We start from the raw sequence: 13,758 nt of genomic DNA on the forward strand, positions 1-13,758 counted from the left end.
GCCGGCATGGCAGAGGATTTCAACAGTCGTGTGATCCGCGAGTTCCGGGAGAACGACGGCCGGGTGGGCGAGCCCTTCACCGGCCTGCCGATGGCACTGGTCCACCACGTGGGGGCGAGGAGCGGCACCGAACGCATCACCCCGCTGCGCTGGTTCGCCGACGGCGGGAGCTACGTGATCGTGGCGTCCAACGCGGGCGCGCCGGACCACCCGGCCTGGTACCACAACCTGAAGGCGAACCCGGACACCGTCGTCGAGGTCTCGGACGGCGCGGGCCGGGTCGACACCGTCACGGTGCGCACGAGTGAGCTGACCGGCGAGCACCGGGACCGGATCTGGACCCGGATCACCGACGACAACGAGGCGTTCGCCGAGTACGAGCGCCGGACCGACCGCACGATCCCGCTGCTGGCGCTCACCCCGCGCTGAGCATCCACGGACCGGTGATGGCAAGGTGCTGGACATGACGATCACCCTCGAGCAGGCACAGACCATCACGGCCGCGGCGTTGCAGCACGGCACCGAGCAGGGCTTCAACCCGCTGACGGTCGCGGTGCTCGACCCGGGTGGCGCCGTTGTCGCACTGGCCCGCCAGGACGGCTCCGGCTTCCTGCGGCCCGATCTCGCGATCGGCAAGGCCAGCGGGGTGCTGGCGCTGGGGATGACCAACCGCGCCATCGCGGCTCGGGCGGCCGACTCGCCGGAGTTCTTCACCTCGGTCGCCAACCTGGCCGGCGGAAAGATCCTCTCCGTGCCGGGCGGTGTGTTCGTGAAGGACGAGTCCGGTGCGCTGCTCGGTGCGGTCGGCGTGACCGGTGACGCCTCGCTGAACGACGAGGCGGCCGCGCTGGCCGGGATCGAGGCCGCCGGGCTGGTCGCCGTCACCGGCGCCGAGTAGGACGGGCGGCCCCGAACGAGCCGCACCCCCGGGCGACTAGGTCAGCCCGGGGGCGCGGAGGGGACACGATCCTGCCGCCGAGGAAGGATCGTGCACGTGCGTGGGCACGCGCACTCGTGGAGTAGCGCGTGCGGGTCATCGCGTGGTGGTGGCCGGGACGTACGCCGGCGGTCCGTCACGTTCGTGGTCAGGCCGGTACAGCCGTCACGCGGTGTGACGTGGAACACGGTACCTGCGAGTCAACCAGTGGCTCGGCTCTCTGTCAACGTCTCCGCTCACGCGGTTCGCGAGCGGATCACTGGACCGATTCTGCGTCCACGCTACCGCGGGCGGTCCGGACGAGTTCGGGGTGGTGCCGGATCGCGACCTCGGGATGTGAACGCAACCATCCCTTGAGCGCGTTGTCCCCGAACCGCGGCAGCAGCGCGTTCTGCGCCGTCTCGTGCACGCCGGGCGCCTGTGCCGCCAGGTCGGCGGGCAGCGGCACCGGATCGAGTCGGGCGTCGAGCCGGGGGGACCAGAAGAACCCGACCGACTGCCGGGTGGTGCCGGGCCCGCAGGCCAGCACCCGGTGCGGGGTCGCGACCAGGTAGCCGTCGGTCGCGACCTCCAGCATCTCGCCGACGTTGATCACCAGCGAGTCCCCGTGCGGTGGCACGTCCACCCAGTCCGAGCCGGGAGGGCGCGCCTGGAGCCCGGCGGCCGGGCCCTCCGGGTCCTGCAGCAGCAGGGTGAGGAATCCCCAGTCGGCGTGCGGCCCGACACCCTGTGCGTCCGGTGTGAGCGTCTCGCCCGCCGGCGGGCCGACGTACCGGATGACCTTGCCGAACCAGTGCGGCTCACCGGTGAACAGCGGATCGAAGTGGTCCTCGGGCAGTCCGAGCCCGGCCGCGAGTGCCCGGGTCAGCTCGGTGGCGACCCGCGACATCAGATCGGCCCAGTCGTGCGCCCGTTCGCGCAGCTGCGGGACGGTGTCGTCCGGCCACCGGTTGGGGCCCTCGAGCAGCTGGTAGGGCTCGTCCCACTCGGCGCGCGGCCGGGCCGGGAGCTCCGGGCCGAAGTCGATCTGCTCGCGGGCGTCCGGCCGGCCGGCGGTGATCTCGTGACCCAGCCGGGTGTAGCCGCGGAAGTGCGGGGACTCCCGGTTGTCCAGCGCCAGGCGCTGCTCGGGCGGCAGATCGAAGAACGCGCCCGCCGCCGCCATCAGCTCCGCGACCTGGCCGGGGGCCACGCCGAAGCCGTGCAGCCGCAGGAACCCGATCCGGTGCAGTGCGTCCCGCAGCGCGTCGGTGAACGCGGGGTCGAAGCTCCCGTCCGGTCGGCGTGCGCGGTCCAGTCGCAACGTCGGGACGGGGTCGTTCGCGGTGGTCAGCCCGGTCATGGCCACCATCCTCCCCGGTCCGCGCATCCGGGACGACCCTCATATCGATCCGGGGACCCCGGATCGGGTGTGCCGGGGCGTTTCCTGCATGCCGGGGCCTGTGCGGAGGTTTACGCTCGGCAACGTTTCGATCGGCGTTCCACTGGTCACTCCATGGCAGCTTGGACCAGTGATCATCCTGGTCTGCCACAGGGGCAGATCGGCAAGGGGAGGACTGAAAATGGGCATCATCGGATGGATCGTGCTGGGACTGCTCGCAGGGGCGATCGCCAAGGCGATTATGCCGGGCAAGGACCCGGGTGGCATCTTCGTGACCCTCGGCATCGGCGTGGCTGGTGCGCTCGTCGGCGGGTTCCTGGGCAGCGCGATCTTCGGCATCGGTTTGGACACTTTCTGGAGCTTCCAGACCTGGATCGTTGCGATCCTCGGCTCATTGCTCCTGCTGGGTATCTACCGGGTCGTGGTCGGACGTCGCGTCAAGGCCTGACGCCAGACGCACCTCCCAGCTCATTCGGCGCCGTCCGGCTCTGCCGGGCGGCGCCGAGGTGTGTCCGGGGTCGGTCGACGTCCGGACCGGTCCGGGGGAGGGATCCCGAACTTCCGAGTTCGTCACTCCGACGCCGTGATCCACCTATCACCGGATTGGCCTAACTAAACCTGACCACATGAGAGCTTAGGGTTCCCTACGTCAAGCACAGTGTCACAGCGTCTCGCTCTCTGGAGTTGCAACTGATGTCGACGAACCCGTTTGACGACGAGGACGGCGAGTTCCACGCCCTCGTGAACGACGAGGGCCAGTACTCGCTCTGGCCGACGTTCGCCGAGGTCCCGTCCGGCTGGACCGTGGCGTACGGCCCCGGCCCCCGGCAGGACGTGCTCGACCACATCGAGCAGGTATGGACCGACATGCGCCCGAGAAGTCTGGTCGAGCGGATGGAGCGCGACGCGGGCGAGCACGCCGGTGGGTGAGATCGGCGGCGCCGGGCCGATCCTCGACGTCGTCGGGATCGGTTTCGGGCCGGGAAACCTCGCACTGGCCGTCGCCGCGACCGAGCACGCCGAGCCGCTCTCGGTCCGCTTCCTCGAACGCCAGGCCCGGTTCGGGTGGCACGGCGGGATGCTGATCCCGGGCGCCCGGATGCAGGTCAACTTCGTGAAGGACCTCGCGACGGTCCGTAACCCGAGCAGCAGCTTCGGGTTCCTCAACTATCTCGCGGACCGGGGGAGGCTGATCGACTTCCTCAACCGGCAGACGTTCTTCCCGACCCGGCTGGAGTACCACGACTACCTCGGCTGGGCGGCGGCCCGGCTCGACGACGTCGTGGACTACGGCACCGAGGTCACCGCGGTCCGCCCCGCCGGGCCGGTACTGGAGATCGAGGCCCGCCGGGCCGGTGCCGTCGTCCGCTACCGCGCCCGCGCGGTGGTGATCGCGACCGGGCTGGCCCCGCACCTGCCCGACGGCGTCACCCTCGGCGACCGGGTCTGGCACAACCGCGACCTGGTCCCGAACGTCGAGCGGCTCGTCGCCGACCTCGGGGACGACGCACGCCGGTTCGTGGTCGTGGGCGCCGGGCAGAGCGCGGCCGAGTCGGTCGAGTACCTGCACCGCAGCTTCCCCGGCGCGCAGGTGCACGCGGTGTTCGGACGCTGGGGCTACAGCCCGGCCGACGACAGCCCCTTCGCCAACCGGGTGTTCGACCCGGACGCGGTGGACGACTTCCACCGCAGCACCCCCGAACTCCGGCAGCGGATCACCGAGCGGCACCGCAACACCAACTACTCGGTGGTCGATCCGGACCTGATCGGCGAGCTGTACGAGACGCACTACGCCGAGCGGGTCGCCGGGCGTGAACGCCTGCACTTCCACCGGATGAGCGAGGTCGTCGCGCTGGCCGCGAACGAGCGCGGCGCCGATGTGACCGTCCGCTCGGGGGTGGACGGCGTGGTCTCGGACCTGCGGGCGGACGCGGTCGTCTTCGCCACCGGATACCGCTCCGGGGACCCGGCCCGGTTCCTCGGGGGCGGGCTCACGGTGCACCGGGACGAGTGCGGCCGGATCCCGATCGGCCGGAACTACCGGCTGCCGGTGCGCGGTACCGATGCCCCGGTGTTCGTCCAGGGTGCGACCGAGCACACCCACGGACTGGCGTCCACGCTGCTGTCGAACGTCGCCGTCCGCAGCGGCGAGATCCTCGATGCGGTGCTCGACCTGCGGGGCACCGCGGGATCCGGCATCCGGCCCGCCCGTGCGCTCGCCGTCTGAGCGGCCGCCGGCCCACGTCGCCGGCCACCGGCCCACCGGGGAAGGAGACCCGCTCCCGTGACCGACCAGCGTTCCGTGCCCGCCGCGACCGCGGAGCGGCCGGCGGCCGAGCCGGCGCCGTCGCCACTGCCCGGCTACCGGCACGGGGACTACTTCTTCTCCTCGCCCTACCGGAGCCTGCTGGCCCGCGGCACCGCCGTCGCATCCGACCACGCCGGGCCCGTCGCCCGCTGGTCGGACGCCGCGTCGTCGCTGCTCACGGTGGCCCGCGCCCGCGGGATCGCCGATCCGGTCGTCGTCGGTGCACTCGGCTTCGATCCGGCCACCCCGGCGCGGTTGCTGGTGCCGCAGCAGGTGGTCCGGGGGCGTCCGCCGCGGTGGTTGCCCGGGGTCCCGCCGCCACTGCCCGGACGCTGGCGGGTGGCCCACACCCCGCCGGTCGAGGAGTACCTGGCCGGCGTCGAGGCCGCCGTCCGCGCGATCGGTGCCGGTGAACTGGAGAAGGTCGTGCTGTCCCGGGCGCTCGACCTGACCGGCGACGGGCCGGTCCCGATCGGGTCGCTGCTGCGCCGGCTGGCCGACCGCAACGCCTGCGGGCACGTGTTCGCCGCGGACGTCTCCGATCCCGGCGAGCCCGGGACCAGGATGCTGGTGGGCGCCAGCCCGGAGCTGCTGGTGTCCCGGCGGGGGAGCGCGGTGGTCTCCAATCCGCTCGCCGGTTCCGCCCCGCGGCATCCGGACCCGGTCACCGACCGTGCGCGGGCCGCCGCGCTCGTCGCGTCGGAGAAGGACCGCCGGGAGCACCGGGCCGTCGTCGATGATCTCGCTGCCCGGCTGGCCCCGCTCTGCGCGGACCTCGTGGTGCCGCCGGAGCCGGTGCTGGTGCGGACGCCGTCGATGTGGCACCTCTCGACCCGGGTCACCGGGACGGTGCGGGACCCGGAGACCGGGTCACTCGACATCGCGCAGGCGCTGCATCCCACACCGGCCGTCGGCGGGGTGCCGCTCGCCACCGCGACCGGGCTGATCGCGACGGCGGAGGGCTACGACCGCCGCTACTACACCGGTGTCGTCGGGTGGACCGACGAGCACGGCGACGGGGAGTGGGCGATCGTCCTGCGCTGCGCCGAGGTCCGGGGCGCGGCACTGCGCCTCTATGCGGGCGGCGGCATCGTCGCCGGCTCCGAGCCGGCCGCGGAGCTGGCCGAGACGCGGGCGAAGTTCCGGACGTTCCTCGCCGCCGTCGGACTGGACGCCGAGCCGTGAGCACCACCGGAGAAGGGCTGGACGCATGACCACCGGACGTTCCCTCGGACGGATCGACCCGTACGACCCGCCGGACCCGGCGGACTTCCCCCCGGGCCGGGTCGGCTGGCGGCCCGATCCGCGCCGGGCCGCCCTGCTGGTGCACGACATGCAGCGGTACTTCCTGCGCCCGTTCGGCCCCGGCGACCGGCCGCTGCCCGGCCTGCTGACCGGGCTGGCCGCACTGGTGCGGAACTGCCGCGCCGCGGGTGTCCCGGTGATCTACACCGCGCAGCCGGGCCGGCAGACCCCGCAGGAACGCGGCCTGCTCACCGACATGTGGGGTGCCGGTATCGGTGGGGTCGTCGACACCGCACCGGAGCTGGAGGCGATCGTCGACGAGGTGGCTCCGGAGCCGGGCGACCTGCAGCTGGTCAAGTGGCGCTACAGCGCCTTCCAGCGCACCCCGCTGCGCGCCGAGCTGACCCGGCTCGGACGCGACCAGCTGCTGATCACCGGGGTGTACGCCTCGATCGGCTGCCTGGCCACCGCGATCGAGGCGTTCATGCTCGACGTCCAGCCGTTCCTGGTCGGCGACGGCGTCGCCGACTTCTCCCGGGCCGACCACGACACCGCGATCGACTGGGTGGCCCGCCGGTGCGGCGTGGTGACCTCGCTGGCCGAGGTGTCGGCCGCGCTGGCCCCGGTGCCGGCGGAGGGCCGGTGACCGCGTCACCCGGACCGGAATGGCTGCACGCGGAGGTGACGGCGGTGTTCCCCGGCGGGCTCGACGGCGTCGGCCCGGCGGAGGACCTGCTCGACCTGGGCATCGACTCGGTCCGGCTGATGCTGCTCGTCGAGCGCTGGCAGAGCGCCGGGTTCGACGTCGACCTGGTCGGCCTCGCCGAGCGGCCCACCCTCGCCGGGTGGCTGGAGCTGCTCCGCGCCGGGGCGCCCAGCGCGGATCCGGCTCCCGGCACGGCCGGCCCGCTGACCACGACCGTCCTGCGGATCGAGCAGCTCACCCCGCGGATGGTCCGGGTCACCCTGGACGACCGTGCGGCGCGGTTCGCCGGTGCCCGGCCCGGCGCGTACGCGCTGCTGCGCGCCGACGGGATCGCCGAGGCGCGGCCGGTCACCGTGCACCCGCACCCCGCCAGCGGCGAGGTGGACGTCGATCTGGTCGTCCACGACCAGGGTCCGCTCGGCCGCTGGGCGGGCGGTGTCCGCCGTGGTGCCGAGGTCCTCCTCGACGGGCCGCACGGGGTGCCGGAGCTGCCCGGCGGTCCAGCGGACTGGACGCTGCTGGTCGCCGACCATCCGGCGCAGCCGGCGCTCGCGGCCCGGGTGGCCGCCCTGGGGGCGGCGGACCGGGCGGTCGTGGTCGCGGTGGTTCCGGACGCGGCGGAGGAACAGCTGCTGCCGACCGCTGCCGACCTCACGACCGTGTTCGTGCACACCGGCGACGTCGAGCCCGTGCTGCGTGCTGTCCGAGCGGCGGTGCCGGGGACCGGCCGTGGGCGGGCCTGGCTGGCAGGGGAGCGGCACCGGGTGCATGCGCTGGGTGAGGCCCTGGCCGCGCTCCCCGCGCTGGCCGGACGGTGCGTCGCGGAGCCCTACGGGGCGGTCCCGGCCGTGGCGTGACGGCCCGGGCAGCCCGACAGCCCGGTGCGGCAGCCTGGTGTGGCACTGCGGACCAGCAGCCCGGCGGCCCGGCGCGGTACCGCGGCCGGGCGGCCGGGCACTACGGCGTCACGGACGCACCATCCGGACGGCGACGAAGGACGGAGCCCGCCGGAGCCGCTCGAGTGCCGGATCCACGGGCCGCGGCTCCACCAGCCGCTCCAGGGCGAATCCCGCGCCGAGCAGCTCGCCGAGGAACACCTCCAAGGTCATCCGCTGGTAGTGGATCGACTCACCGCTGTCGCCGAGTGGGAGATCGACCCAGTCCTCGGAGAAGTACGAGTCGCCGAAGTGCTGCCAGTCGCCCGCCGGGTGGGAGGTGGACACGAGCAGCCAGCCACCCGGCCGGAGCACCCGCCGGAGCTCCGCCAGCAGCTCGCGACGACGGGACACGTGGTGGTAGACCAGCGCGCAGAGCACCCCGTCGACACTGCCGTCCGGCAGGAAGTGCAGCGGTTCCTCGGCGTCGTGCAGGTGGAGCTCCGCGGCATCACCCAGCCGGCGCCGCGCGTGTCCGAGCAGCGTCTCGCTGCCGTCGAACCCGATCATCCGTGCGCCGCGTGCCCCGAGCTCGGCCGCGTGGTGCCCGGCCCCGCAGCCCACGTCCAGCACGGTCAGACCGGCGACCGGGCCGGCCAGCTCGATCATCGCCGGCCGGTCGACGGCCGCGTTGTAGGGGCTGGTCCCGGCGTGCCGGGCGAAGAGGTCGCCGAGGCTGCCGTGGTAGGCGGTCCGTGCAGGCATGGCGCCAGTGTGCCCGCCTGCGGCCCGGTCACGGGTGGGCCCTCGACGTCTCACGTGTCCTCACCACGGCATGGCGGCGATGGTGGCGCGCAGGCGTTCCAGGACGTCGGGAAGGTCCTCTCGGGCCGGGGTGGCGAGCGCGAGTCTGAGGGCGTGGGGCGGATGGGGTGCGGTGGAGAAGGCGTCGGCGGTGGAGACGAGGATGCCTTCGCCCGCGAGTGCGGCGGCGGCCTGGTCGGCCCGGATGCCTTCGGGCAGGCGTAGCCAGCCGAAGTACGACGAGGGGTGGGCGGTGTAGTCGAGGTCGGTCAAGGCTGCGCGGGCGATGTGCTGGCGGGTTCTGGCGTCGTCGCGGCGGTCCTTCTCCAGGCGGGTGACGGTGCCGTCGTGAATCCACCCGGTGGCCAGGGCGGTGACGATGCCGCTGATGCCCCAGGTGGTGGTGCGCAGGCCGCGCGTCAGTGCGCGGGCGTGTTCGTCGGGCGCGACGGTGAAGCCGAAGCGCAGGCCGGTGGCGACGTTCTTGGACAGGCCGGAGATGTAGAAGGTGCGCTCAGGGGCAGTGGTCTGCACCGGTGGTGGGGCGTACTCGTCGAGGAAGGCGTAGGTGGCGTCCTCGATGAGCAGGGTGTCCTGGGTGCGGGCGATGCCGACGAGGCGTTCACGGGTGGCCTGGTCGAGCGTCCAGCCGAGAGGGTTGTGGACGGTGGGGATGGTGTAGATCGCGCGGACCGGCCGGGCCGCGCAGAGCCGCTCGAGCGCGTCGAGGTCCGGCCCGTGTGCGGTGAGGGGTACGGGGGCGATCTCGAGGAAGCGCGCGGCGGCGAGGATCTTGAGGCCGGGATAGGTGAGGGCATCGGTGGCGATGACGTCGCCCGGCCGTGTCGTGGCGGACAGCACGGCGTCGAGCCCCTGCTGGGCGCCGTTGGTCAGGAACACGCCGGCCGGAGGGGTGTCGATGCCCCGGTCGAGGAGGTACGTGGCAACGATGGCCCGCTCGTGGGAGCGTCCGCCGGGCGGCTGCTGGTAGAGGACGGCTTCGAGATTGCCCGATGTCGACAGCTCACGCAGGGCGTGGCGCAGCTGGGGAGTCTGCTCGGTGGCCGGCGGCTGGTTGAAGGAGAGATCCGCGGTGCGGGGGACGGGCAACCGGCGGTCGGGCTCGATGCCGTCGTGGCCGTGTTGATCGCGGACGAACGTTCCGCGGCCGGGCTCGCCGGCGACCAGGCCCATCGTGGTGAGCTCGGCATAGACCCGGGTTGCGGTCGCGAGCGCGATGCGGTGCTCGGCGGCGAGTGCCCGGTGCGTGGGCAGTTTGGTGCCCGCCGGCAGGCCGCCGGTGCGGATGGCAGCGGCGAGACGATCAACGATCGGCTTGTAGGCGGCAGGTCGCATCGAGTGCCTCCCCGGCGGCACATGTATCTATGACGTTGTGTGGATCGTCCTAGGCTAGGTCGTTAGCGTCGCGGGTGCCACGTCAGTGTGGTGTGGGATCCATCCGAGGAGTCGCCCGTGTCCGAGACCGTCCACGACCTGCCGGTGATCGATTACCTGCGCAAGCAGATCGCGGGGGAACTCTCGCCTGCGGACCGGACGCACATGCGGTACCCGACGGCGATCTCGCAGCTGCTGGGATTCCGGATCGTCGAGATCGCCCCGGGGCGGGCGGTGGTGGAGTTCGACGCCGATGCCTCGGTGCACGGCAACCAACAGGGGACGGTCCACGGTGGGATGCTGGTCGAACTGGCCGATGCCGCGATCGGCACCGCCCGGTCCACCCTGGCCGGGCCGGCCGAGTCGTTCACGAGCATCGACCTGAGGGCAACGTTCCTTCGCCCGGTCTGGGACGAGCGGCTGAGGGCGACGGCGTACGCCACCCATGCCGGCCGGACCGTCAGCCACTATCTGTGTGAGATCACGCGCGGCGACGGCAAGCCCGTCGCGACCGTGGCGAGCGCTGTCATGACCCTGCGTGGTGACAAGGCGGAGGGGCGATGATGACGACCCCCGCATGTCAGACGGCGGCGTCCGGTTGTTCGGCGGCGGCCTTGATCCTCTGGAGCGTCTGACGCATTCCGGCCCGGAGGATGTGGGTGAAGGCCTGCTGTCCGCCGAGATACCTCTCGGTGACGTCGAGCGAGTAGTCCGAGATGCCGTCCGGTGTCCCGCGTCGCTGGATCAGGCGTGTGCGATCGTCGGGCAGGGGGGTGATCCGAAACGACCAGATGGTCCAGTTCTCCTCGATCCGGAAAGCAATCTCCTGCTCAGGCGTGAACCGGACGATCGTTCCGTGGGTCGTCCATCTCAGCTCGCCCTCGTGGTTGAGATTCGTGAACTCGGTCCCCGGTCCGATCTGGTCGACGCCGTCGCGCAGTCGCACGGAGTCGACCTGGGGGCTCCACCTCGACATGTGGCGCACGTCGCTGATCAGCCCCCAGACCCGGTCCGGTGGGGCTTCGATGTCGATGGTGTCGCGCAGGAGTTCGGCGTGGGCGAGGGGCACTGAGGGGCTCCCAGTAATACGTTCGATCGGACGTTTTCGCAGAGCGTAAGGCCGATGGTGCTTCACGTCCAGTCGGTCGCATATTCTCGCTCCATGACGTCGGATTCGAACGCCGATGGGCGCCGGGCGCGTGGTGACCTCACGCGGCGTACCGCTGCTCGGAAGGCAGCGGAGATGGCCACCACCCATGGGCTCGACTCGATCAGCGTCGGGTCGCTCGCACGGTCCACCGGGCTCAGCAAGAGCGGCATTCTCACGGTGTTCGGCACCCGGGAGGCGATTCAGGTCGCAGCGGTCGCCGAGGCGCGGGCGATCTATCTGGATGCTGTCGTGACTCCGGCGTGGGGGCATGAGTCCGGCAGGCCGCGGCTGCGGGCCTTGCTGGACTGCTGGGTCGCCTACCTGCGGGCAGAGATCTTTCCCGGCGGTTGTTTCATCGTGGCGAGCACGGCCGAGTACGGGCGCCGTGAGGGTGCCGTGGCCGACGCGGTGCGTGCGCTGAAACGTGAGTGGCTCGATCTGCTGGAGTCCTCGCTGCGCGAGGCAGGGGTCGGCGACCCGGCCGGGGACGCGTTCCGCATCGACGCCTACCTGTGTGCGGCGAACGTCCACCGAGAACTGTTCGGCAGCGAGAAGGAACTCGACCGAGCGCGCGAACTGGCGCTGGAACTCATCGGGTAGTCCCGGACGAGGCCGCCGTGAACACGATCGACTCCTCGGGCTCGAACCCGAGCAGGTGAGGGAGCGCCCTGGCCGGCTCCTCTGCGGGACCGGACGGGGAGCTTCATGTCGGACAGGTGCGCGCCGCGCCGACGGCGGACGCTGGTCGCGCACTGGTGACACGTACAACGAGAACGGCGGCTGACCCGGATGACGCCTAAAGACGTCTCCGCAGGTCAGCCGCCGTTCTCGGCAACTACTGACAGAGGGCGGGAACCCTCAGATCACACGTCGTAGTAGAGCGCTATGTATTGCGCTGACCTGCGCGGATGAACATCATCTCGAAGATCGTGGCACATCTGTGGCACATGGGCGCGGCCCGGGACGCCGGGGGAGCGCCGGCAGTGCCGAGTCGATGATCTCCTTCGTTCGGCTCTCGCTGCTGGGGAGGAGGTGGGTGTAGGTGCGCAGGGTGAACGCTGGGTCGGCGTGGCCAAGGCGTTCGCTGACCGTCTTGATGGACTCGCCGCCGTCGAGCAGGACGCTCGCGTAGTAGTGCCGCAGCGCGTGGCAGCCGTTGTCCCGCGTCGGCGGGACACCGGCGACGACGAGGGCCGGCTTCCAGATCTTCGCGTTGAAGTAGTGCCGGTTCACCGGCGTGGACTCCCGGCTGGTGAAAACCAGCGAGACGGTGAGCGGGTCTCCGTCGGGTCGGTCCCACGGCAATGTCAGCGTCCGGGCGGGGTGGTCCGTGATCTGGTCGAGGACCGCGTCGATCACCGATGCGGGAACGGGAACCGACCGGGTCTTTCGGCCCTTCGGCAGGGCGAGGTACGGCTGGTTGCTGGCCGTGAGCTTGACCTGCCGTCGAACATGGACCGTCCCCTGCCGGGTGTCGATGTCGTCGGGGGTGAGGCCCAGGATCTCGCCCTGTCGCAGTCCCGCGCCTGCGGCGAGTGTGGCGAGGACGGCGTACCGGGCGGGAAGGGCTTCGCGGACGTCGGCGACCCACCGCGCTGGCCACGGGATGATCGTGCGCGGGTCAGGGACCGGTTTGCGAACGGTCCCGGATTGGCAGGGGTTCTTGGCGATGAGGTCGTCGGCGATGGCGGCGTTGAAGACCTGGGAGACGTTGGCGAAGATCGTGCGCTGGTAGCTGCGCGCCATCCGCAGGCCGCTCGTCCACTGGCGGATGAAGGATGGGGTGATGGTGCGCAGGGGCAGGTGCCCCAACGTCGGGTAGACGTGGAGCCGGAACCTGATCCCGACCTGGTAGGTGGTTCCAGGGTCGGAGAACTGCGCCTGTCTCCACTGCTCGGCGTAGTCGCGGAAGCGGATCATGCCGGCGTCCGGGTCGAGGTAGGTCCCTCGTGCCAGTTCGGTCTCGATCTCGGCCGCGGCGCGTTCGGCGTCTGCCTTGCGGGCGAAGGACTTCTTACGGGGTGTGCCCGCGTCGTCGCGCCATCGGACCAGCCACCGGGAACCGACACCGTGGCGCGATGTGGGGACCTTCTGCGTGGTCCCGTCCGGCCGCTTGATCAGTGCGTACCAGTTGTCGTCGACGGTGGCCATCGGCTACCCGACGTGCGTCGGCAGGCGGCCTCGCCGGAACGGGCCGCGCGAGGCCGCGGCGGGGGAGATCACGTGACCGTCTCGCTTTGGTCGCTGAACCAGCTGCGGACATCGTCAGGGTCGTAGCGGATATAGCGGCCAACGCGACGGCCTCGGGGTCCGTACGCGCGGTGGCGCCATTGGTAGAGAGTGGCGACGGGAACGCCGAGGTAGGTGGCGACCTCATGGACGCCCCACAGCTGGTGCGGCTGACCTTCCATCGATTCCTCCGAAATGATGTGCCTCTATCCGGAGAGTTCGCGGCCGTTGCTGTGGCTGCGTTGCTTCGTGTGGTCGATCGCGGTCATGACCGGGTTCGCGGGCTCATCCATGAGGGATCGCCGGTATTTGCGCCGGTCGCATCGCGGTCGATCACGGCACAACCACGTTGTTTTGTCCGGCCCGCAGGCTAGCTGTGGGAGGTGGATCAACCACCTCCCCGACAGATCCCGATCGATCCGTGGTCGCAGCGTGGCGTATCCGTGGTCAATGCGTTGCTGCCCGAGGACGTGGTGGGGGTTCGGTACCGAGGACCGTCTTGACCACTACGTCCACGCCCTGCGACGTGAAGCGCGGTTCGCGTTGTAGGCGCGGCGGCTGGCGAACGACATGTCCGCTCAGCATCTCGTCTTGAGCGCCGGGTCGAGAGCTGAGCGTCGATGGCGACCCGCCTGATTCGGCAGTCGAAGCTCAGGCACGGATCCCGACGACAGATGACGACTTTCGCCGGTACGTGCGGTCCCATCACGGATGCAACGTCCGCCGAT

16 protein-coding genes are annotated in these 13,758 nt (G+C 71.4%); 10 read left to right on the forward strand and 6 right to left on the reverse strand.

What is annotated here, in order from left to right; genetic code table 11:
- The first annotated feature begins 6 nt into the window (after positions 1–6).
- Both Pdca_RS11725 and Pdca_RS11730 read left to right on the forward strand, forming a co-directional pair.
- Positions 7–429: a nitroreductase/quinone reductase family protein gene (locus tag Pdca_RS11725; protein WP_085915356.1), complete on the forward strand. Its 423-nt coding sequence runs from the start codon at positions 7–9 to the stop codon at positions 427–429.
- Positions 430–463: 34 nt separating this feature from the next.
- Positions 464–898: a GlcG/HbpS family heme-binding protein gene (locus Pdca_RS11730; RefSeq protein WP_085915355.1), complete on the forward strand. Its 435-nt coding sequence runs from the start codon at positions 464–466 to the stop codon at positions 896–898.
- Positions 899–1,193: 295 nt separating this feature from the next.
- On the opposite strand, the gene Pdca_RS11735 is transcribed toward Pdca_RS11730, so the two are convergent.
- Positions 1,194–2,279 (reverse strand): isopenicillin N synthase family dioxygenase, encoded by a 1,086-nt coding sequence (locus Pdca_RS11735; protein WP_085915323.1) that lies wholly within the window; start codon positions 2,277–2,279, stop codon positions 1,194–1,196.
- 220 nt (positions 2,280–2,499) lie between these two features.
- Between Pdca_RS11735 and Pdca_RS11740 the strand changes: the two genes are divergently transcribed.
- The 6 genes from Pdca_RS11740 (at position 2,500) to Pdca_RS11765 (ending at position 7,434) form a co-directional block, all read left to right on the forward strand.
- Positions 2,500–2,766 carry a GlsB/YeaQ/YmgE family stress response membrane protein gene (locus Pdca_RS11740; protein WP_085915322.1) on the forward strand — a complete coding sequence of 89 codons (267 nt, stop codon included), beginning with the start codon at positions 2,500–2,502 and terminating at the stop codon, positions 2,764–2,766.
- A 245-nt stretch (positions 2,767–3,011) separates the two neighbouring features.
- Positions 3,012–3,248, forward strand: coding sequence for an MbtH family protein (locus Pdca_RS11745; RefSeq protein WP_085915321.1), 237 nt, complete (start codon positions 3,012–3,014; stop codon positions 3,246–3,248).
- Positions 3,241–4,545: a lysine N(6)-hydroxylase/L-ornithine N(5)-oxygenase family protein gene (locus tag Pdca_RS11750; protein ID WP_232021532.1), complete on the forward strand. Its 1,305-nt coding sequence runs from the start codon at positions 3,241–3,243 to the stop codon at positions 4,543–4,545. The genes Pdca_RS11745 and Pdca_RS11750 overlap by 8 nt, the downstream gene beginning before the upstream one ends.
- A 57-nt stretch (positions 4,546–4,602) precedes the next feature.
- Positions 4,603–5,811 (forward strand): isochorismate synthase, encoded by a 1,209-nt coding sequence (locus tag Pdca_RS11755; protein WP_232021533.1) that lies wholly within the window; start codon positions 4,603–4,605, stop codon positions 5,809–5,811.
- Between the two features lie 25 nt (positions 5,812–5,836).
- Positions 5,837–6,517 carry an isochorismatase family protein gene (locus tag Pdca_RS11760; protein ID WP_085915320.1) on the forward strand — a complete coding sequence of 227 codons (681 nt, stop codon included), beginning with the start codon at positions 5,837–5,839 and terminating at the stop codon, positions 6,515–6,517.
- Positions 6,514–7,434, forward strand: a complete 921-nt coding sequence (locus tag Pdca_RS11765) for an SIP domain-containing protein (RefSeq protein ID WP_085915319.1) — start codon at positions 6,514–6,516, stop codon at positions 7,432–7,434. Before Pdca_RS11760 ends, Pdca_RS11765 begins: the two co-directional genes overlap by 4 nt.
- A 108-nt stretch (positions 7,435–7,542) precedes the next feature.
- Here Pdca_RS11765 and Pdca_RS11770 read toward each other — a convergent pair whose 3' ends face one another.
- Together Pdca_RS11770 and Pdca_RS11775 are read right to left on the reverse strand one after the other, a co-directional pair.
- Positions 7,543–8,217 carry a class I SAM-dependent methyltransferase gene (locus Pdca_RS11770; protein ID WP_085915318.1) on the reverse strand — a complete coding sequence of 225 codons (675 nt, stop codon included), beginning with the start codon at positions 8,215–8,217 and terminating at the stop codon, positions 7,543–7,545.
- Between the two features lie 60 nt (positions 8,218–8,277).
- Complete coding sequence (locus Pdca_RS11775) at positions 8,278–9,612, reverse strand: aminotransferase-like domain-containing protein (RefSeq protein ID WP_085915317.1); 1,335 nt, start codon at positions 9,610–9,612, stop codon at positions 8,278–8,280.
- A 117-nt stretch (positions 9,613–9,729) separates the two neighbouring features.
- Between Pdca_RS11775 and Pdca_RS11780 the strand changes: the two genes are divergently transcribed.
- On the forward strand, positions 9,730–10,215 hold the full coding sequence (locus Pdca_RS11780) for a PaaI family thioesterase (RefSeq protein WP_197719971.1): 486 nt from the start codon (positions 9,730–9,732) through the stop codon (positions 10,213–10,215).
- Between the two features lie 16 nt (positions 10,216–10,231).
- Here the strand turns inward: Pdca_RS11780 and Pdca_RS11785 are convergent, their stop codons facing one another.
- Positions 10,232–10,786: an SRPBCC family protein gene (locus Pdca_RS11785; RefSeq protein ID WP_197719972.1), complete on the reverse strand. Its 555-nt coding sequence runs from the start codon at positions 10,784–10,786 to the stop codon at positions 10,232–10,234.
- A gap of 27 nt (positions 10,787–10,813) precedes the next feature.
- On the opposite strand from Pdca_RS11785, the gene Pdca_RS11790 reads away from it, so the two are divergent.
- Complete coding sequence (locus Pdca_RS11790) at positions 10,814–11,401, forward strand: TetR/AcrR family transcriptional regulator (protein WP_085915315.1); 588 nt, start codon at positions 10,814–10,816, stop codon at positions 11,399–11,401.
- A gap of 315 nt (positions 11,402–11,716) precedes the next feature.
- On the opposite strand, the gene Pdca_RS11795 is transcribed toward Pdca_RS11790, so the two are convergent.
- Positions 11,717–12,952: a tyrosine-type recombinase/integrase gene (locus Pdca_RS11795; RefSeq protein WP_085915314.1), complete on the reverse strand. Its 1,236-nt coding sequence runs from the start codon at positions 12,950–12,952 to the stop codon at positions 11,717–11,719.
- A gap of 68 nt (positions 12,953–13,020) precedes the next feature.
- Positions 13,021–13,212: a helix-turn-helix transcriptional regulator gene (locus Pdca_RS11800; protein WP_085915313.1), complete on the reverse strand. Its 192-nt coding sequence runs from the start codon at positions 13,210–13,212 to the stop codon at positions 13,021–13,023.
- Positions 13,213–13,758 lie beyond the last annotated feature (546 nt).

Source organism: Pseudonocardia autotrophica (genome assembly GCF_003945385.1).
GTDB lineage: Bacteria > Actinomycetota > Actinomycetes > Mycobacteriales > Pseudonocardiaceae > Pseudonocardia > Pseudonocardia autotrophica.